17 protein-coding genes and 1 pseudogene are annotated in these 19,730 nt (G+C 59.3%); all 18 read right to left on the bottom strand.

Annotated features, from left to right (window positions below):
* Window positions 1-485 precede the first annotated feature (485 nt).
* A complete protein-coding gene (locus AC2GXZ_RS25345) occupies window positions 486-1,220 on the bottom strand; it encodes a TSUP family transporter (RefSeq protein ID WP_483762011.1) in 735 nt (244 codons plus the stop codon).
* Window positions 1,213-2,607: a Rid family hydrolase gene (locus AC2GXZ_RS25350; protein ID WP_483762012.1), complete on the bottom strand. Its 1,395-nt coding sequence runs from the start codon at window positions 2,605-2,607 to the stop codon at window positions 1,213-1,215. The genes AC2GXZ_RS25345 and AC2GXZ_RS25350 overlap by 8 nt, the downstream gene beginning before the upstream one ends.
* Before the next feature lie 77 nt (window positions 2,608-2,684).
* Window positions 2,685-3,452, bottom strand: coding sequence for an ABC transporter permease (locus AC2GXZ_RS25355; RefSeq protein ID WP_483762229.1), 768 nt, complete (start codon window positions 3,450-3,452; stop codon window positions 2,685-2,687).
* 56 nt (window positions 3,453-3,508) lie between these two features.
* Window positions 3,509-4,306 carry an ABC transporter ATP-binding protein gene (locus tag AC2GXZ_RS25360; RefSeq protein WP_483762013.1) on the bottom strand — a complete coding sequence of 266 codons (798 nt, stop codon included), beginning with the start codon at window positions 4,304-4,306 and terminating at the stop codon, window positions 3,509-3,511.
* Window positions 4,307-4,309: 3 nt separating this feature from the next.
* Window positions 4,310-5,389 carry an ABC transporter substrate-binding protein gene (locus AC2GXZ_RS25365; RefSeq protein WP_483762014.1) on the bottom strand — a complete coding sequence of 360 codons (1,080 nt, stop codon included), beginning with the start codon at window positions 5,387-5,389 and terminating at the stop codon, window positions 4,310-4,312.
* A gap of 202 nt (window positions 5,390-5,591) precedes the next feature.
* Window positions 5,592-6,629 carry a LysR family transcriptional regulator gene (locus AC2GXZ_RS25370; RefSeq protein WP_483762015.1) on the bottom strand — a complete coding sequence of 346 codons (1,038 nt, stop codon included), beginning with the start codon at window positions 6,627-6,629 and terminating at the stop codon, window positions 5,592-5,594.
* A gap of 88 nt (window positions 6,630-6,717) precedes the next feature.
* Window positions 6,718-6,950: pseudogene (locus AC2GXZ_RS25375) on the bottom strand (IS481 family transposase); the annotation flags it as partial.
* A gap of 388 nt (window positions 6,951-7,338) precedes the next feature.
* Window positions 7,339-8,604 carry an aminotransferase gene (locus AC2GXZ_RS25380; protein ID WP_483762016.1) on the bottom strand — a complete coding sequence of 422 codons (1,266 nt, stop codon included), beginning with the start codon at window positions 8,602-8,604 and terminating at the stop codon, window positions 7,339-7,341.
* Between the two features lie 82 nt (window positions 8,605-8,686).
* The gene (locus AC2GXZ_RS25385; RefSeq protein ID WP_483762017.1) at window positions 8,687-9,379 is read right to left on the bottom strand and encodes an RraA family protein; all 693 of its coding nucleotides are present in this window, start codon (window positions 9,377-9,379) and stop codon (window positions 8,687-8,689) included.
* A 28-nt stretch (window positions 9,380-9,407) separates the two neighbouring features.
* The gene (locus AC2GXZ_RS25390) at window positions 9,408-11,765 is read right to left on the bottom strand and encodes a molybdopterin-dependent oxidoreductase (RefSeq protein WP_483762018.1); all 2,358 of its coding nucleotides are present in this window, start codon (window positions 11,763-11,765) and stop codon (window positions 9,408-9,410) included.
* A gap of 111 nt (window positions 11,766-11,876) precedes the next feature.
* The gene (locus AC2GXZ_RS25395; RefSeq protein ID WP_483762019.1) at window positions 11,877-12,899 is read right to left on the bottom strand and encodes an ABC transporter substrate-binding protein; all 1,023 of its coding nucleotides are present in this window, start codon (window positions 12,897-12,899) and stop codon (window positions 11,877-11,879) included.
* 74 nt (window positions 12,900-12,973) lie between these two features.
* Window positions 12,974-14,362, bottom strand: coding sequence for an FAD-binding oxidoreductase (locus tag AC2GXZ_RS25400; RefSeq protein WP_483762020.1), 1,389 nt, complete (start codon window positions 14,360-14,362; stop codon window positions 12,974-12,976).
* Between the two features lie 17 nt (window positions 14,363-14,379).
* Window positions 14,380-15,039 carry a 4-carboxy-4-hydroxy-2-oxoadipate aldolase/oxaloacetate decarboxylase gene (locus AC2GXZ_RS25405; RefSeq protein WP_483762021.1) on the bottom strand — a complete coding sequence of 220 codons (660 nt, stop codon included), beginning with the start codon at window positions 15,037-15,039 and terminating at the stop codon, window positions 14,380-14,382.
* Window positions 15,040-15,055: 16 nt separating this feature from the next.
* Entirely contained in the window at window positions 15,056-16,246 is a 1,191-nt protein-coding gene (locus AC2GXZ_RS25410; protein WP_483762022.1) for a mandelate racemase/muconate lactonizing enzyme family protein, read from the bottom strand.
* Window positions 16,247-16,291: 45 nt separating this feature from the next.
* Window positions 16,292-16,960, bottom strand: coding sequence for a 4-carboxy-4-hydroxy-2-oxoadipate aldolase/oxaloacetate decarboxylase (locus AC2GXZ_RS25415; RefSeq protein ID WP_483762023.1), 669 nt, complete (start codon window positions 16,958-16,960; stop codon window positions 16,292-16,294).
* 15 nt (window positions 16,961-16,975) lie between these two features.
* A complete protein-coding gene (locus AC2GXZ_RS25420; RefSeq protein ID WP_483762024.1) occupies window positions 16,976-17,902 on the bottom strand; it encodes an NAD(P)-dependent oxidoreductase in 927 nt (308 codons plus the stop codon).
* Window positions 17,899-18,705: an RraA family protein gene (locus AC2GXZ_RS25425; RefSeq protein ID WP_483762025.1), complete on the bottom strand. Its 807-nt coding sequence runs from the start codon at window positions 18,703-18,705 to the stop codon at window positions 17,899-17,901. The genes AC2GXZ_RS25420 and AC2GXZ_RS25425 overlap by 4 nt, the downstream gene beginning before the upstream one ends.
* Window positions 18,706-18,819: 114 nt before the next feature.
* On the bottom strand, window positions 18,820-19,707 hold the full coding sequence (locus AC2GXZ_RS25430) for a LysR family transcriptional regulator (protein ID WP_483762026.1): 888 nt from the start codon (window positions 19,705-19,707) through the stop codon (window positions 18,820-18,822).
* Window positions 19,708-19,730: the final 23 nt, after the last annotated feature.

Genomic DNA, 19,730 nt, shown 5'->3' on the forward strand with positions numbered 1-19,730 from the left:
GAACGGTCTGCGCAGAGAATGTTCACGGCTAGATACCGCCATCGTCAGCTGGAATGTGCGGAATGGCTGGTTAACCGGGGCGATTGTCGGCATGTCGCCCTCGCCACAATGGACAAGCAACCAGTTTTTGAGATGACGTCGCCAATGCCAATATTTACAGCGAAAGCCGGCCATCGCACGATTTCGAGCGAGGTACCGGGATTCTGCTAGCGGCGGATCACAGCGACCCCGCCTCCAAGTGAGTTCTGGAGAATATGCGGCCCTACTTGGCCAAGTTGATTATCTACTGGAAACTGCCACCGATTGTGAATGGGCATGTGGGCTGGACTACGACCTGACAGGCCTACGGATGAAGGCTCAGTCAGCGGCAGGGCGGACTGGCGGAATGCAGCCCGTTACGCGATGGAGCGTTTTGCTTCTCGTCCGGCTCTGCCGGGCTTCTCGCTCGCGCATCCTCATTCTCATCGATGCCGGCCCGCCAGCGTCTAGAACACGGTTCGCAGCAGGACGAAAATCGCAGCGACAGCGACAATGACCAGCAATAGCCGGCGAAGAAGAAGGTCGTTGATCCGCGTCACGATCAACGAGGAAGAGAATAGTCCGATCATCGATGCGGGGACCAGCGCCGATGCCCGCACCAGATCCTGTGACCCGATATTGCCGAACAGGAACAGCATGATCAGCGAGAAGGCGCAGCCCACCACGATATTGATCGCCAGCGTTCCGCGGACGGTGCTGCTCTTCTGATGCTGATAGATTAGCGCCAGCGGCGGTGCGCCGATCGATGTCACCGTCCCGAAGAAGCCCGCAAGCCCACCGGTAATAAGGAGCGCCAGCGGACTGGGCTCGATCCTCAAACGGGTGAGGCTGAGCGCGACACCGGTCAGAACGAAGATCGCAAAGACGATCGTCGTCATGTCCCGTGAGACATAACCCATCACGAGGACCGCCAGTAGCGTGAAGGGCAACCGACCGGCCAGTATCCAGCATAGGCCTGACCAGTCGACATTCTTCCACTCGCGGCGGATGACCCCCATCGTGAAGATGAGGGTCAGGAGCAGCACAGGGCCCGGAACCAGATCGGGCGAGATGGCTGCCAGCAATGGTGCGGCAAACATCGCGAACCCGAAACCCGTTACGGCTTGCAGCATCGAGCCGACGAAGACGACCATGCAGGCAAGGGCGAAACCCCAGCTTGCTAAAAGGCTGGCATCAAACATCTGAGGTCGATGCGATCGCTTCGATCTGAACGAGCGCTTCTGCGACGGGGCCAGGACCGTGAACGATAACGCAGTCGAACGCTGGCAGATCGTCATTGATGAAGCAGGAGCGAACAGCTTCGTAGATGACGAGATCTTCCGCATCACGCAGATAGACCGTGGTCTTCGTCAGTGCGGTGAGCGGCATATCGGCATTTTTCATCGTGTCGCGGAGCAACGCCCAAGAAGCCCAGCACTGGGCCGCGAGACCCGGAACCCGTTCCCGTGCTTCGAGATCAGCAACGATCCGCTGCCCGGATTCATCCTCGATATCGCGTGCGTCGCGAACCAGATGCCCCTCGACGTCCAATCCGAGCATGCCGGCAAAGAAGGCGACATTGCCGCCAATGACCGCCGCCGGACCAGCGAAGGGGGCTACGATCGGCCATTCCACCGATTTCGGCCTGATCTTGTGTTCCGGGTCGAGCGCCGTTGGCTCGATCTCGATCAGCGTGCCGCGATGGCCGACCTCGTCGAAGCCGGTCACGGTCATCGCAGGGCCGCCTTCCGGGAAGAAATGACGGTGAACCTTGTGGAAAGCACCGAAATCGCGGATGTCCTGCAGGAAGATCGTCACCTGGATGATATCGTCCATCGACAGGCCCTGGGCCGCCAGGTTCTTGCGGATCTGGTCATAAGTGTACCAGGTCTGGGCAGCGATGGGGCCGTGACGGCTGTCCGGGTGGCTGCGACCCGTCATCAGGATCTGGCCTTCGGCCGGCACGTCGTCATAGGAGCGAACCAGCGGCTTGCCGGGCTTGTCCGTCTGGATCGGAATATGACCGGCAAGGAAGATCAGGGGACCGCAGCGAACTGCCTGCGAATAATAGGATGCGCTCGGCAGATCCTTGTTATCGAAGGTCCGGACGGTTGCGCGTTCCGGGTAAAGCTCGTTCTTGCCCGGCACGACGCCCAGCGCATCGATGCCATAATATCGGCCGAACCGGCCAGCGATATCCGCGACGCCGAGGCCGGAGCTTGGCGACGGCACTTTCTGCCACTCGATCCGAACCCGCTCATATTGCGGGAAAAAGCGCTTGTCCTTCTGCCAGACATGCTGGCGCAGCACCTGGCTGCCATCACTGCCAGCAGCGACCATGACCTTTTCGAGGTTTTCATGCACCGTCCAGGCATCGGCGGAAAATGCGCCTTCCATGGCGTCTGCCATGGTGAAGCCCTGCGCCTGCGTCTGGAAGGAGGCGGGAAGTTCGTCGAACCGTGTCGGCGTCGCATCCGGCCGTCCGCCGCGCAGACCGCTGATATAGAGAAGCCCGTCGGCTTCAACTGCAATCGGATATGCCTCGAAAGAAGGCAAAACATCTCCCACAGCGATTGCTCGCTTTGCCATGGTCTATACTCCTGTTGATCAAATTTCAGGTAATCTGTTGAGCGTGGGAGCATTCCCCCACGCGGATAATCGCGGGTTCAGGCCTTCCGATCCCAGCTGATAAGTCTGTTCTTCGCCTGCACGACCAGTCCGTGCATCGCAACGCCGAGCAATGACAGAACGATCAGCACCGCCCACATGCCTGCCGAATTCATTCGCGCATCGTAGATCTTGATCAGCGTACCAAGTCCCACAAGCGTTCCCGAGCCAAGAAGTTCGGCCACCACCGCGGCCGTCAGCGCGAGAACCAGACTGACTTCGAACGCAGCGAAGATATAGGGCAAGGCGACATAGATCTTGAGGCGCATCAGCATCTGCCAACGTGTCGCGCCATAGGCCCGCATCAGTTCGATCTGGTCTTCGCTCGTGCTCGCCAACCCCGCCATCGTGTTGACCAGGACAGGGAAGAACAGAATGCTGATGACAAGGGCAACCTTCGATTCCAGACCGAAGCCGAACCAGATCAGAAACAATGGTGTCACTGCCACTTTTGGCACGGCCTGGAGTGCGACGATATAGGGCTGCAGCAGTCTCCTCAGAATGTCTATTTCAGACAGAAGAACGGCGAGTGCGATCCCGAGCACCGAACCGATGACGAAGCCGATGACGGTCTCCTGCAGCGTGATCCAGCCTGCCTGGATAATTGCGCCACTGGTGATCTGGGCCCACAGCATCAAGGCGACGGCGTCGGGCGGCGGAAGGATACGCGGATCGACCGCAAGCGCCGTCACGATGAACTGCCAGACGATGACAGCCGCGGCAACCTGGGCGAATTTCGCTGCGATGAAAAGGGCAGCTGCTTTCATGGACACAACAATTCTCTTCACTGTTTGCGACCCGGCGGGCCGTCAGGCGACTGCCGTTAATGGGGAATGAGCTCTCGGATCGCGGCGCTCATGCGAGCAAACTCGGGATCTCCCCTCAAATCGGGACGACGCGGTCGCGGCAGATTGATCTTGATGTCGGCAATCACCCGGCCAGGTTTTGCGGCCATGACGAGAACCCGATCGGAGAGATAGACCGCCTCCGTTATGTCATGGGTGATGAACACGACGGTCGAGCTGTTCTGACCCCAGATCGCCAAAAGTTCGTCATGCATATGCTCGCGCGTCAAAGCATCGAGCGCACCGAACGGCTCGTCCATCAGAAGAACCGAGGGTTCCGCCATCAGCGCTCTGGCAATCGACACTCTCTGCTGCATGCCGCCGGACAGCTCTGACGGATACCGGCTCCCGCTGCCCGGCAGCTTGATGATTTCCAGCAGCAGCTTGACCCGCTCGTCGATCGCCGCCTTCGGCATTTTGCCCGCCAGTTCTGCAGGCAAGGCGATGTTCTTCGCGACCGACAGCCATGGCAGAAGAACCGGGCGCTGGAACGCGATCCCGACATTCTGCGATGGGCCGTCAATGACGCTTCCGTTGAGGAAAACGCCACCCTTGGTCGGCTCGATCAGGCCCGCGATGATGCGCATGACGGTTGACTTGCCGCATCCGCTCGGGCCGACGATGGAGACGAATTCGCCTTGCTGCAGTTTGAAATCGGTGTCGGAGAGGGCAATGACCTCCTCTCCGTTCCGGGACTTGAAGGTCTTCGATATGGCGGAGACATTGATCGCCGCGATCGCCGACCCGTTTTCACCTATGGGGCTGATGGCACTCATGATTTACTTGGACTTGGCCTTCTCGACGATCGCAGCATGATCGAATTCATTATACTTGGCGCTGAATTCATTGGTAAAATACTTGGTCACATCGATGTCGTTCTTCAGCTGCCCCGTTCTTTTCAGAAGCGCTACGTGGCGTTCCCAGGTCTCCTTGTCCTGAGACCCCCATTTGAAATCGTCCGGCAGCTGATCGATCCGCATCTGATTCATCGTCGCTGCAAGCACGTTGATTTCCTGCTTGCGGCGCGTATCGGAATCTTCACCGGGAAGCGGCGCGCGGGCCGGATAACTCTGCCAGAAAGTATCGACAACGCTCGGAGCATTATGCTTCAGAAACACGGCGGACTGTGCCAGGCCGCGACCGATCTTCTCGACGAGATCTGGATTTTTCTCGATGAAATCGGCGCGGGCAACGAGGCCGATACCGTAATATTGCGACTGCCAGTCGGCTTCCGGCAGGACCCGGAATTTATATCCGGCATTCTGGTAGGCCGCAAAGAGCCCCGGCCACGCGACGAAACCGTCGACGGTGCCGGATTTCAGCGCTTCCATGGCGGTGACGCCATACCCTGCGTCGACTTCCTTGGTATCCTTGGAAGAACTGCCGAATTCGGACATGCGATTGTCGATATAGGAGACCAGCGACGGCAGGTAGGCGGGATAGCCGATCGTCTTGCCCTTGAAGTCGCCGTAGGTCTGGATCTTGGAGTCGGGCAGAACCGCCGCTGAATAGATCATTTTGCGGATCAGGACATAGACCATCTTGAGCGGGACATCCCCATGGTCTGCCGTCAGAAGCAGCGCATCGGGAGAAACCTGACCGAACTGCGCCTTGCCGGACAGCAACAACTGGATCACCTGCCCGGTCGTATTGGCCGTCTCGACATTCACATCAAGACCCTGGTCCTTGTAGAAGCCGAGCTGCGCCGGCAGCGGTCCATAGGGCTCGTAGGAAATATCCTGGTCGGTCGTGCTGAGGACGATCGTAACCTTCTTGTCCTCCTGGGCATGCGTCACGCCACAAAGTCCCAGCCATGTGGCGGCACTTACTCCCATCATCATCCTGCGGGTTATTTTCACGACCTGTTCCCTTTATTGTTTTAGATCCGACTTATCGGTCACCGGGCATCGTTATCGAGAAGAGCGGGATGCGGGGCAAAACCACGCATCCCCCAAGAGGCCGATCCATCCTCGAACCACCCCGATATTCGCCGGTTCCGATAACTGATATGAAAGTTAGAGGCATTCAGAAGCGCTGGCCAAGACATTCCCGTTATAAGACTTATGCCGGGAGTTCTTCGAGTTTGCCGACGACGGCGCGATTTGCAGAAAGATTGAAGCGTGGCTCTCTACCGTCAAATTCGGGCGAGACCAGCTCACTTCGGACTGGCCCGAGAAGAACATCCCGAACAGCCCGAATGGCGGATGAAGTCGCCAGGCGTGGATGTGCGCCAATGAACAGGCTGCGCTTCGGGCGCGAGCCCATGCTTCGCACCCTGATCCCGGCATCGAAATCTATGTCGGTAATCAGCGAGCGAGGAAGGATGGTGGCGTAGTAGCCGGAGGCGACGATTTTCTTGATCGCCGGAATGCTGTCTATTTCCATCGCACAGCGCAGCTGCTGAACGTCGATGCCCAACTGTTCGGCGACGCCGAGACGAAAGGCCTTGGCCATGATGAGATTAAGAGCACAAAGGTCTTCGGTGCCGATCTCCGCTGCATCGTTGCCGATCGTCTTTGCAGGTCCGGCCAGCACGAGCTCCTCCTCTGCAAATGCGGAATAAAGCGTCGAAGGCTTCATCGGAATGCCCGAAAGGATTGCCATATCGATGCGTCCCGAACCAAGCCAGTCTTCAAGGAAAACCGTCAGCCCCTCGATGATGCGAAGTTCCACATCCGGCAACTCGATCTGGCATTGGCTGACGATCAGCGGCGCCAGCAATTCCGAACAGGAGGGAGGAATGCCAATCGATACTTTTCCATGCAACCGGCCTGCCCGGGAACGCAGTGAACGGGTCAGTTGATCGACGCTCTCGATTATTTCCATTCCCTGACGATAGAGTTCCTCACCTGCTGGCGTCAGCTCTACGCCCCTTGTCGTTCTGAAGAGGACCTTTACCCCAAGTTCTTCCTCAAGAAGCTGTATCTGGCGGCTGATGGCAGGTTGGGCGATCGAGAGTTCCGTGGCGGCTTTGCTGAAGCTCTTGTGTCGGGCCACGGTGACGAAATACCGGATGGGCTTGATTTCCACTGAAATTCCTTTCGATGGAAACAGAGACGCAATTGTCATGCCAGGCCCATAATGGCCCGAGGACCACATCCCGCGTCGAGATGAACCACGCTTCGATCGAGCGGATAAATCTGAAGCCGATCGACACCGGTATGTAGGCCGTGCCCGAGGTGAAGATATGCCGACGGAACGCAAACGATGATCGCCTTGTCATCACTGGACAGCGCCGTTGACTTCGGCCCTTTCGGATCAGCCGGCAGATCCGCCACCGAAGCTCGTATCTTCCATTTGGCGACGATTTTCTGAGTGATGTTGCCGCGCCCGGCCTACACTCAGGCTCCATTGACTATGTTGTATCGCTCGGCGAACCGCCTGTGTCGCGGTGCAGCTTCCGGGAAAAACCCGACCCATAGTGCTTCCCTTCCATTGAATGGATAAGATTGCACCAAAGCTCGGGATCAAGCTCCTGGCCTAATATGGAAGGAACTGATCTGTTGAGCACGCAGTCGGGTCTTGGCCTTTTTCCGGTATCACGGACTTACGCCCCTTTTCTCCGAGAATGTGCGACACAGAACGCATTTCATGCCCAATGCTTGCGAACAAACCTGCCATTTGAACGAGCAAACCGCGATTCCACTTCACGTGGCCTTTTTCCATTCAGACCTGTCCCTTCAAGCTTCAAGCCAATACTGTATCAAGCGCTGAAATCCGGTTCTTTTGGCGGCCTCCTGTCGCGACGCGCATCCTAGGCCAGCCCCACATGTGCGACGTATTCTGAAGAGCCGTTGTGGTCAGGTTGTCAGTATGTCCTCGCCAAAAGCTCGGTCAAATCTGCGCCCGCGGAAGGAATTGATGTTGGTGTCAACGCAACTTCGTCTGAAAGCGCCTGGATGATCGGTTGGATATTCGATTGCGGAAGACCGCGCCATTTTAGGAGCCTTATGATCGCCTCTTGAAGCGTCATCTGCTGCTTGGCAAAGCAAAAGCGGGCCAAGGTTTTGACGGCACATGTACTGTAGAACGCCGACACCGGGATTGCCGTCACCCCTGCCTCAGTCGTTAGACGGGTACAGAACGTAAAATCATCCTGCTGTTCGCCGCCGCTTAAATCGACGGTGACGAAATAGGTCGCCGCTGACCCAAGTGCATCAAATCCCGCAGCCCGCAATCCATTGGTCAGAAAATTTCGCCGGTTCTGCAATGATTGGCGCAGTTCATTGAAATAGGAACCGGGCAATTGAAGCCCCACGGCAACGGCAGCCTGCAGCGCGGGCGGCGTTGAGAAGTTGATGTATTGATGGGCCCGCGTGATCGGCTGCAGCAACTTGGCATCCGCGGTAACATAGCCGACCTTCCAGCCAGTCAAGGAGAATGACTTTCCTGCCGATCCTATCCGGACAACCCTGTCTCTTATGCCAGGTATCGAAAAAAGCGAGATATGGCGACGGTCGTCAAACACGAGATGCTCATAGACCTCGTCCGAGATCGCGATCAGATCGTTTTCTTCCATCAACTCAGCAAGAAAGGTGAGTTCATCGGCAGAGAAGACCTTGCCGGTTGGGTTCATCGGGTTATTGAGAAGAACGGCTCGCGTTTTTCCGGTTATTGCCGAGAGCAATTCTTCGCGTGGCATATCCCATGTGGGCGGCAGAAGTCGGACAGGTACGGGTATGGCACCGGCCCGCCTGATGATCGGTGCATAACTGTCATAAGCGGGCTCGAAAATGATCACTTCATCTCCGGCGTTGAGCAGCGCCAGGAGTGAAGCGGCCAACGCTTCGGTTGCTCCGGACGTGATCAGGACTTCCTTTTCCCAGTCGACTTCCAGACCGAAAAATCGACGCGCGTTTTCCGTGACCGCCTGACGTAAGGCGGGCAGTCCCATCATCGGTGGATATTGATGTGGACCATCTCTCAAGGCCTGGATGGCGGCCTCTATCAACGGTGCGGGCTCCAACCCCTCCGGAAATCCCTGACCGAGATTGATGCTTCGATGCTGCGATGCGAGCCGGGACATTGTTTCGAAGATCGATATCTCCGAGTTGCTGAAAACAGGATTTGGCATCGTCGCTCCTTTTCTTGATCGCATTTTTCGGCAGGTTTTTTGCTCTCTCCGGTCTGACCGACCGGAGCCATGTGGCCAGCCGTCAGCGCACCTTGAACTTCATGACCGCATCGAACAGGGATGCCCCGGCATCCATATGAGCCTGCATTTCCCGCTCTGTTCCGATCAGTTCCGCCGACTTTCGGGCGATATCGGCCGCGTGTTCCGGCGCGATGACGATGACGCCGTCACGATCACCGAGAATGATGTCGTCGGGCCGGATATGGACCCCGCCGCAAATGACCGGCTTGTTCGCCACCGTGGTCGCAAAACGATGCTGGCCGGCACGAACCGAAGTGCCCTGTGCGAAGATCGTAAGCTCGTATCCCTCCATTTCCTCCACATCGCGCAGCGCGCCGTCCGTCACCAGGCCGACGGCACCGAGATGGCTTGCACGGTGGGCCATGTTGCCGCCCCAGTTGGCATGGGAGGCGATGCCCTGCGTGGCGATCACGATGATGCTGCCAGGCGTGCAGCCATCGATCACCTGCTGGATCGCAAAACCGTAGTCTGCAGCAAGCTCGGTCTGACCGGCATTTGCGGTGATCGGCGTGCGCCCGATTGTGCGGGCACGGCCGAGAATGCGCTTGCCCGAAAGCAGACGGACGGATGAATCGATCGCGCTATCCTTCAAGCCGAGCGAAAACATTGCGTCGGAGACCGTGGCGGGCTGAATTCCGTCGAAGGCCTGAAGCAGCCGGTCGTCCGGCGAGATGGATTTCCTGGTGGTAGTCATGAGGTTTCCTTGGATGTAGGAGAAGAGATCAAAGGGCGGGCTCTAACCGGCGTTCGACAAGCGGCGGCGGGTCGAACGCGCGCACCGGAGGCAACGGCCCTGCGAACCGCTCGACCTCGACGAGACAGGACTGGGCGCTTGGCCCCTGCGCGAGACGAGAGGTGCCGATGTCGGCTGTCAGAACATTCGGATTCCCGTGGATTTCAAGGGGCAAGGGATCATCGCGACCGGACAGAGGATCGTACCAGGCGCCGGTGGCGAGTTGCACGACACCGGGCAACAGATCGTCACTTGTCTCGACAGCGGCGAGGCAGGCGCCCCGATCGTTGAAAATCCGTACCATGTCGCCGCTCACCAGCCCGCGCGCATCTGCGTCTCCGGGGTTCATGCGCATCACCTCGCGACCGCCGACCTTTCCGTCTCGGGAATGGGATGCAACATCGTACTGGCTGTGCAGGCGACGCTTCGGCTGATTGCTCAAGAGGTGAAGCGGATAGCGCTCGGCAAGCCCGGCCCCGAGCCACTCGCGAGGCTCGAACCAAGCCGGATGTCCGAGGCAATCGTCATAACCAAAACCCGCAACTGTTCGGGAATAAAGCTCGATCAGGCCCGACGGCGTCTCAAGCGGATGCCTATCCGGGTCATGGCGGAAATCTGTCAGAAGATCCTGCTGCTCGGCCTCCGGGGTCGATGGCAGCATCGCCACGCCCTCGGACCAGAAACGCTCAAATTCCGGCAGTTCCTCACCAAGGCCCGCCACCATCTGACGGGCGTTTGAATACATCTGGCGAAGCCATGATTCGGTGTTGCGGCCTTCGGTGAATTCCTCTGCAGCGCCGAGCCGATCGGCAAGCGCTGCAAAGATCGCGTGGTCGTCGCGGGCATCACCGGCCGGTGCCAGCACGGCGTGCGATGCCGCGATGAACCTATCGCGTGCCGATGACGCAATATCATTGCGCTCCAGCGTCGTCGTCGCCGGGAAGACGATATCGGCATGGCGCGCAAGCGGGTTCCACCAGCTGTCGTGGATGATGATGGTTTCGGGCCTCTGCCAGGCGCGGCGCAGCCTGTTGAGGTCCTGATGGTGATGGAAGGGATTGCCGCCAGCCCAATAGATCAGCTTGAGATCGGGATAACGGCGGCTTTCGCCGTTGAAATCATAGTGCCCACCGGGATCGAGCAGCGCATCGGCAATGCGAGCGACAGGGATATAGTCGGAGATGGCGTTGGTCCCTTGTGGTAAGGACGGCCATTTCACATCGGGAATGGCATTTCCCACACCGTTTGCTGAAGCATAACCAAAGCCGAAACCGCCGCCGGGCAGACCGATCTGCCCCAACATTGCCGCAAGTGCCACGGTTGCCCAATAGGGCTGCTCGCCAAAATCGGCCCGCTGCAACGACCAGGACATCATCAGGAAACTGCGTGTCTCGGCGAGCGCCAGTGCGAGATCTCTGATCGTTGCAGCCGGCACGCCGCAGATCACGGCTGCCCATTGCGGCGTCTTTTCCTCGCCGTCGGTTACACCGCGAATGTAGTCAGCAAGCTGCTCGTAGCCGACGGTAAAACGCTTCAGGAACGCCAGGTCCGCCCGGTCTTCTGCGATGAGGACATGCATCATGGCGAGCAGCATCGCAGTATCGGTGCCCGGTCGTATCGGCAGCCATTCGACATTGTCACCGACCGTATCGTCGCGGATCGGCGATATCGAGACAATCCGCATGCCCTGTCTCCGCGAACGCTCCATCGCGCCAGGGACGATATGGGACGCGACGCCGCCGGATCCGACCTGCGCATTGCGCAAAGGCGTCCCGCCGAACATGACGACGAGCTTGGCATGGGTTACCACACGCTGCCAGGGCGTGTGGCCGTTGATCAGACCTTTCCGGCTGCCGATCACATGCGGAAGGATCATGTCGGCGGCAGCAAAGCTGTAGTTCTGCACCGAGCGCGTGTAACCGCCGATGCTGTTGAGGAAACGATGCACCTGGCTTTGTGCATGATGAAACCGCCCCGCAGAACTCCAGCCATAAGAACCGCCGAAGATCGTCTGATTGCCCCATTGACGGCGAACGTAGTCGAGTTCTCCTGCGGCCAGATCAAGAGCCTCATCCCACGGCAATTCGACATAAGGCTCGTAGCCCCTTCCCTCGCCGTCACCAGCTCCGCGACGCCCCGCTTCCCGTGCGGCGAGAAACGACTGGCGCACGGCCGGACGCAGGATGCGGGAAGGCGCCGAATGCGCCTCGATCAGCCCCTCGCCCAACGGTGCCGGATCGGCATCGAGTTCGAACGGATCGAGTTTTTCGACGGCTCCATCAACCATGCGCGCACGATAGAGGCCCCAATGGGTGGCAACCGTCGGCTTTTCCGGAATTGGCAACATCGAAGATCATTCCTGTTGAGGCAAGCAAGCCCGATTGTCCGGGCTTGCTTATCGGGTTGGAGGTCATTCGGATCGGCGCCATCTTTTCATGCGTCGTTCCGATGGATTAACTCAGCTCCCCTGGGTTTGCGTGATCGGGCCGGCAAAGACCTCGGTCCAGGCCTGCGGCACCTGCTTGAGATCGCCCAGCTCTTTCATCAGGCCGGCGACTTTCATCAGCCCGTTCGGAACGGTTGCATAATCATCACGGCTTGCCGTGATGACGCTGGCCAGTTCCTCTGCCGACAGCGGCGTTTTCTCAGCCGCCGAATAAAGCCTGGTGGCCTGGGCCGGATCGTCGAGGATCAGCTTGTTGGCGCGGTTCAGTGTTTCGATGATAACAGCAGCGATATCGGGATTTTTCGAATAGACCGGCTCTATGGCGCCGATGAAGGCATTGGTCGTGGCCGGCTCAGCGAAATCCCGCGAGGTTGCCAGCAGATGGACGCGTGGCGATTTTTCGACGAATTCCGAATAGGGCGAAATGCCCATATAGACTTGGATCGCATCGGATTTCGTCAGCGCGGTCACAGCTTCCGTATGCGGCAGCAACACAAGCTGCTTGTCGAAGCGATGCGCCTGATCCGCGCCGAAATAGTGGATCGCCGCCAGTTTGACGTAGAGTGCCTGGGCGCTCTTCGGCCCCTGAACCGCGATCTTGTCGTCAGGTCCGATATCGGCAAAGCTCTTGATCCGGTCGGTATTGGAGAAGACCGAGAACTTGCCCTTCCAGTATGCCGAGATGCCGCGGAAATTGACGTTGCCGCGGGTTTTTTCCCAGGTATTGAGCAATGCCTGATTCCCCATCGTGCCGAACTGCACATTCTGGCTGAGGATGGCATCGATCAGTGTGGTCGCGACGTTGATGCGAACAATCTTGAAGCTCGCATCGGTGACGCCCAGTTCCTTTGCTGTCTGGGTGAAAAGGTCGAGCTGCTCGGCTACGGCATAGGGAAGAAATGGCAGGCCGGTATTGATGCCGATATTGATCTCGCGCGTGGCGGCTAGCGCCGGCAGGCCGAGCCCGGCCGAAAGAGCCGTGCCGACGCCGGCAGCAAGAAGGCTGCGGCGGTTCATTGTGAACGCATGTGTCATCGTGAGTTCCCTCCAGGAACAGTGGTGATGGGATGGCCCGGAAGCCGGACCTTTCGTCTGGTATGCCCGACGGATCAGATCGAAAGTGTTTCGATCGAACCGATCTTGCCGGGGTTCATGATGCCGTTAGGATCAAAGGCCTGCTTCAGCGCGACCATGCTTTCGAGTGCAGGGCCATGTTCGCTGCGCAGGAATTTCAGTTTGCCGATGCCGATACCGTGCTCGCCGCTGGCAGTGCCTCCACTTGCCAGCGCCCGCTCGACAACCCTTGCGGCAAGGCGTTCGGCCTCGACGATTTCTTCCTCGATACCGGGCATGACGAGGTAGTTGACATGGAAATTGCCGTCCCCGACATGCCCGTTGATCTTGGTGCGCAGAAATGACTGATCAGCGTCTGCTCTGGCCGCCAGGATGTTGTCCGCAAGCGCCGAGATCGGCACGCAGGCATCGGTGACGAAGTTTGCGGAGCCGGGACGAAGCGCACGTGTGGCGGGATTGGAATCATGGCGCGCCTGCCAGAGACGGTTGCGATCCTCGGCGCGCGTCGCCCAGTCGAACCCCTCGCAGCCATTCTCGAAGGCGATCGCCTCAACGATCTCCGCCTGCTCCTTGATGCCGGCGTCGGTACCGTGAAATTCGAGAAACAGCGTCGGAGCGACCTTGAGGCTGAGCTTGGAATAGTTGTTCGATGCCTCGATGGCGACCTCGTCGAGGAATTCGATACGCGCCATCGGCACGCCCGACTGCATGGTCGCGATGACCGTGTCGACGGCGCCCTTGAGTGACGAGAAGGTGCATACGGCAGATGAAATCGCTGCCGGAATGGGATGGAGCTTGACGGTCACCTCGGTGATGATGCCGAGCGTGCCTTCCGATCCGACGAAGAGCTTGGTAAGATCATAGCCGGTGGAGGATTTTCGGGCGCGCGTGCCCGTCCTGATCACCTTGCCATCGGGCAGAACGACTTCCAGTGCCAGCACATTTTCCCGCATGGTTCCGTATCGCACTGCGTTGGTGCCGGATGCGCGGGTGGCAGCCATGCCGGCGATCGACGCATCCGAACCCGGATCGACCGGAAAGCTCAGGCCGGTCGCCCGTATGTATTCGTTGAGCTGCTTGCGGCGGACGCCCGGCTGCACCACGGCATCGAAGTCTTCCTCATGGATCGCAATGATCCGGTCCATGCCGGAGACATCGATCGAGATCCCGCCCTTCGGCGCATGGATCTGCCCCTCGATCGAGGTCCCCGTTCCGAAAGGAATGACGGGTGTGCGATTGGCATTGCAGATCGCAAGCGCCTGACTGACTTCCTTCGTGTTTTCCGCAAAGAACACGGCATCCGGCAACATCGCCGGGATGTAGGATAGGTCGTCGCCATGATGCTTGCGCACCGCATCGGCGCGCGACACGCGCGCGCCGAACAGGGCTTCAAGCTGAGTGATCGTCTGGTCGATAGTGGACATGCCGTGCCGCCCTCGCCTTAAAGGCGGAAGGCGCTCCCCTTCTTTTCCATCAGAGTGTTGAGGTTCAGCATTTCCCAGGTCGTATTTCCCTGCAGCAGGGCCTCACGGAAACGCGTTTCCTTCTTTTCCCGGTCGATGCATGCATCTGCCGTTTCGGCGATGAGCGCTGCCGGGATCACCACGACACCGTCATCGTCGCCGATGATGAGATCGCCCGGCGATACCAGTTCGCCGCCGACCACGATCGGCTGGTTGAGCGGGCCGAGCGTTTCCTTAACCGCACCCTTGATCGAGATTGAGCGGCTGAAGACCGGAAACCCGATGCGGTCGATATCGCTTGCATCGCGCACGCCGCCATCGACAATCAGTCCGGCAAGCCCCTTGCCCTTGGCAGCGCTCGCCATCACGTCACCAAACAGGCCCTGCTCGGTAAATCCGGCCGCTGCGCAAACCACCACATCGCCCGGCTTTGCGAGCTTCAGCGCCGCGTGAAGCGTGAGATTGTCGCCGGGAGGGCATACGCAGGTGAAGGCCGGGCCGAGAACACGCATGCCGCTGCGGATCGGCTTGATCGCCGAATCCAGCGCGCCCTTGCGGCCCATGGCCTCATGAGCCGTGGCGGCGGTGACGGTTTCGAAGCGAGCCAGCAATTCGGCAGTCAGAGTAGATTCAGTCATTTCGGTTCTCCGGTTCTCAGCGGGTGACGTTTGCAACGCCCCAGACGTAATTTTTGCGGGGGAACTCTTCCCAGTATTGGCGCATGTCCTTGTGGGGAAAGTCCTTGTAGGGATGCCGACGCAGCGCATCGACGTCGATATCGACCCCGAGGCCGGGTGCGGTCGGCAGATCGACCCAGCCGTTCTCGATGGTCAGGCCGGGCGCGGCAATTTCCGCGCAGGCGTCGGAAAGATTGATGAAGCATTCCGCAATCAGGAAGTTCTGGATGAGCGCGGAAAAATGCACCGTGGCGGCAAGGCCGACGATCGGGCTGTTGTAATTATGCGGGCTGATGGCGACCGCATGCGGATGTGCCATGGCGGCGATATCGAGCATCTGCAGGATGCCGCCGACGGCGCAAATATCCGGATTAAGGATATCTGCGGCCCGCTTCTCGAACACCTGGGCAAACTGTTCCTTGGTGTAGAGCGTTTCGCCGGTGACGACCGGGGTATCGATCGACTGGCGCACTTCGGCAACGAGATCGATATTGTCCGAAAGGCACGGCTCCTCGTAGCAGAAGATCCCGAACTCCTCGAGCCGGCGCGCCACGCGGATCGCATGATGCGGTGCGACCCGGCGATGCGCGTCAATCAGTAGATCGACATCGGGACCGAGCGCCTGGCGGACCGCACGCACGTTGTCGACCGCGTAGTCCTCCTCTTCGCGGGATATGAACGTTCGCCACGGACCGGGGAACGGGTCCCATTTCAGCGCGGTGTAGCCCATCTGCTTGACCTGAAGCGCACGCTCGACGGTCTGGTCGATATTGCTGACGCCGTACCACCAGCCATTGGCGTAGATGCGTATCTTTTCGCGCACCGGGCCGCCGAGCAGATTATAGACCGGCTGGCCAGAAAGCTTGCCCACGATGTCCCATAGCGCGATCTCGATGGCGCTCCAGGCGCAGAGGAAATCGACGGAGGTGCGGCGGATGGCGAAATCGTCGAACATGACCTGCGCCATGTGGCGGATCGTATAAGGGCTGCGACCAACCAGATAGGGCGCCATCGCCTTGATATATGTCTCGACCACGGCCTCCTTCTTCACGCCGACATAGGCCTCTCCCCAGCCATAGGTCCCGTCCGAGGTTTCCACACGGACGAACAGCAGGTTCTTGCCGCTGCCGGGGTGAAACAGGAAGGTTTCTATATTGGTAATCTTCATCTTGGTTTCCTGCAGTCGGCCTGTCGTGCCGTGCTTTTGGTCTGGTCAGAAGTTGACGGCGACGCCCTTGCCGCGCAGGAAGCCGCTGAGATCGTTCACGTCCCAGGGGGTAAGCCCGCCCGCCGACGCCGAGATCGTCTGTGCCTCCTTGGCAGCCCGCGCGCGGCAGGCTTCGAGCACGACCTGCGCCGTTTCGGATGGGACGACAACGACGCCATCCTCGTCACCGATGATGAGATCGCCGGGACGGACGAGAACTCCGCCGAGCGTGATAGGCTGGTTGACCGGGCCGAGCACTTCCTTGACCGTTCCCTTCATGCAGACATTGCCGGCAAACACCGGGAAGCCGACATCGATGATGGTCAACCGGTCGCGCACGCCGCCATCGGTCACCAGACCGGCAAGCCCGCGGCCCTTGCCGCAGCTTGCCATCACGTCGCCGAACATGCCCTGCTCGGTCGCACCCATGGCATCGCAGACCAGAACGTCACCGGATTGTGCCATCTTCAGCGCTGCATGCAGGGTGAGATTGTCGCCCGGCTCGCAGGCGCAAGTGAAGGCAGGACCGGCGATTTTCGAACCGCGATCGAGCGGCTTGATTCCGGATGCAAGTGCACCGGTCCGGTTCTGTGAATCAAATACGACGGCCGAGCCGAACGACAGCAGTTCGTGGGCAAGGGCGATCGTTTCGCTTCGAGTTTGAGACACGCTCATTGAAGTCTCCATGTCCTAAGAGTTCGCTACACCGGACGTCCCGCCCGGCAATTCGGTTTCAAGAAGGGTAAGCGCCTCATGGAGACTGTCCGGTTGGCGCCTGCCGGCACGCTCGGCCATAGAGGTGGCAGCCGTCTGCTGCATGACGCGGATCGTTGCATCGGTCATGAGAGGCAGGACGCCGGTATCGAGCACCAGCTCGCGTGCCAAAGCCACTTCGTCGGCGCGTCTGGCGGCATGAACCACATGGGATTTCAGGAAAATGCCGGCAGTTTCACGGGCGTTGCGCGCATCCAGAAAGGCACAAAAACTGTCCATCACTTCAGCAGTGACGCCAGACCGCTCAGCAACGATCAAAGCCTCGACATAAAGTGCCTCCAGCCCCTTGGTCAAAATGCTCCTGATCAGCTTGGTGCCTGCTGCCATCCCGACGGCATCGCCGACCAAGGCGATGTCCATTCCGAGCGGCGAAAAGCTGTCGCGGAAGGCCGAGGCTTCGCTCCCCGAAGCTATAACAGGCACGCGATGGCCAGACGTAGGGACCGAGCCAAGAATGCCTGCATCGATATAAATTACGCCTCGCGCGCCAACGATATCCGCCGCTGCGCGTTTGTCGGCTGGTGAGGCGGAAGAAAAGTCGATATAGAATTGGCCAGCGACGAGATGCGGAGCAACACCTTCGGCTGCAGCTTTCGCATTGGCTGGCGAAACCATGGCGAAGATCCAGTCAGCCTCGGCAAAACCTTCGCGGCCGGACAGTATAACCGTTCCCGATTGCGCCGCGCGATCACGCAGCAAGCTTTCTCCCGGCCCACCATTCGCCGAGGGCGTATAGGCAGCCAAGTCCGCCAGCCCTTGCTGCACAAACCCTTTGGCGAAAAGCGATGCCGCTTCACCAAAACCCAGGAACATAAGGCGCCCGACATCACTCACAGGGCTCACCACTTGTCCGGCGCGACGATCGAGGCGCTTTCCTGCGCCGACGCACCGCTTTCGATGGCTCCGAGCAAAACCTTTTCCGTTTCCGCCACTTTTTCCGCGCGCAGGAGAACCTCCTCGCAAAGCTCGATCGGCACGACAATCACGCCGTCGGAATCGCCGAGGACCAGATCGCCGGGGGACACCCGCACACCGGCAATATCCACCTGGCCGTTGAATTCCATCAGCTCCATGCGGTGTTTGCCGGTTCGCGGCGTTGCACCACGCGCCCATACCGGCAAGCCGAGGCGCTTCATGTTCTCGACGTCGCGAACGCAGCCGTCGACGACGGCACCGGAAAAGCCCTTGGCGGCTATGGCGGTTGCCATGATGCCACCGATATTGGAGGCCGTCGGAACGGCATTTCCATCGATCACCATAACGTCGCCGGCCTTCGACAATGTCACCTCGTCGATGGCGCCGAGCTGTGGCGAGGTCTTGTTGGCGACATTGTAGCCGGGGTTGAAACGCGCCGGCCCGTGCTTGACGGTGACCGCCGGCCCGACCATGCGCTGGCCCGGTGCGATCGGCGCAAGAAATGTCGTCGGGATGGCGCTGTCGACACCGTATTGATCGAGGATATCGGCAATAGACGACGTCAGATCGGGAAGCCGCCTGTAGCGCTCGACGATATCCGCCGCCGGTCTTGCAAAGTTCACGGCCTTGATCCGCTCCGTCGGAATAAGGCCGAGAAGCTGGCCCTCGAAAGCCTTGAGCTGCTCTTCGATGCTTTGGTTCTGATTACCGGGGTTCTGACTACCGGACATGTTCGTCTCCGTCGCTCTGATCGAGCATGCCTGTTGAATGAGATGACTGGCCGCTCCGCCGGGCAATCAGGTCGATAAAGCTGTCGTGAGTGCGTTGTGAAACATGGGAAAACCTCATGCGCCGGGCCTCGCGAACCTGCAGTGTTCCTGTGCAAGGCCAGCGATCCGCGAGGCGATGAAGTCGTCGCGATAGATGGCGCCATATTGCAGCGGACGCATCGTCATGCTGGTGTGCAGGATATTGAGCCCGCCATAGCCCTGAAAATAGTCCCGTGGCAGATAGGCGATGCCGAGACCTTCGCGCGCCAGTTCGGCAAGCGCGATCATGCTGCTGCAGGTGATCGTCTGGCGTGCCGAATAGCCATGTTCCGCCAAGGTCTTCACCACCGTCTGGTGGAGAAGCGATCCCTCGTTGAATGTCAGCAACGGCAGGCTGGCTATGTCCTGCGGCGACAATATTCCCTGCCGGCCGACCGCAAGCCCGTTGCCGCACATCCAGGCGGATTCCAGCGGCGGAAGCGCCACCGAAGGCCTGCCCGCCAGCGCCTCGTCATGGGTCATTGGGCAGATGATGAGATCCAGCTTGTATTCGCTGAACTTGACCTGAAGATCGTGAGTCATGTTGACGCTGGTCTTCAGGTTGATGTTGGGAAAGCGGGCGGTGATCGCGCCAATCAGCTTGGGAAGCCAGGTCAGCGCCACCATCTCGCTGGTGCCCAGATGAAAATAGCCGGAATACCCCTCGTCACTCTTGGCATAGTTGTCGATCTTGTGATGGAGGCTCAACATCGAAGCGAAGTCGTCGAGCAGACCCCGCCCCTGCAACGTCAGCTGTGACTGCTTGTGGGATCGTTCGAAGACCGCAAAGCCCAGCGATTGTTCAAGCTCCTGGATTCGTTTGGAGACCGTCGACTGCGTCGTGTTGATCTGCTCGGCGGCTGCATGAAAGCTTCCGAGCTTCTCGACCCAATGTGCCGCTTCTATCTGCTTGATGGTGACCATGGTTTCCGTTCCCGGAGCGTGAG

This window comes from Aliirhizobium sp. YIM B11859 (genome assembly GCF_057163345.1).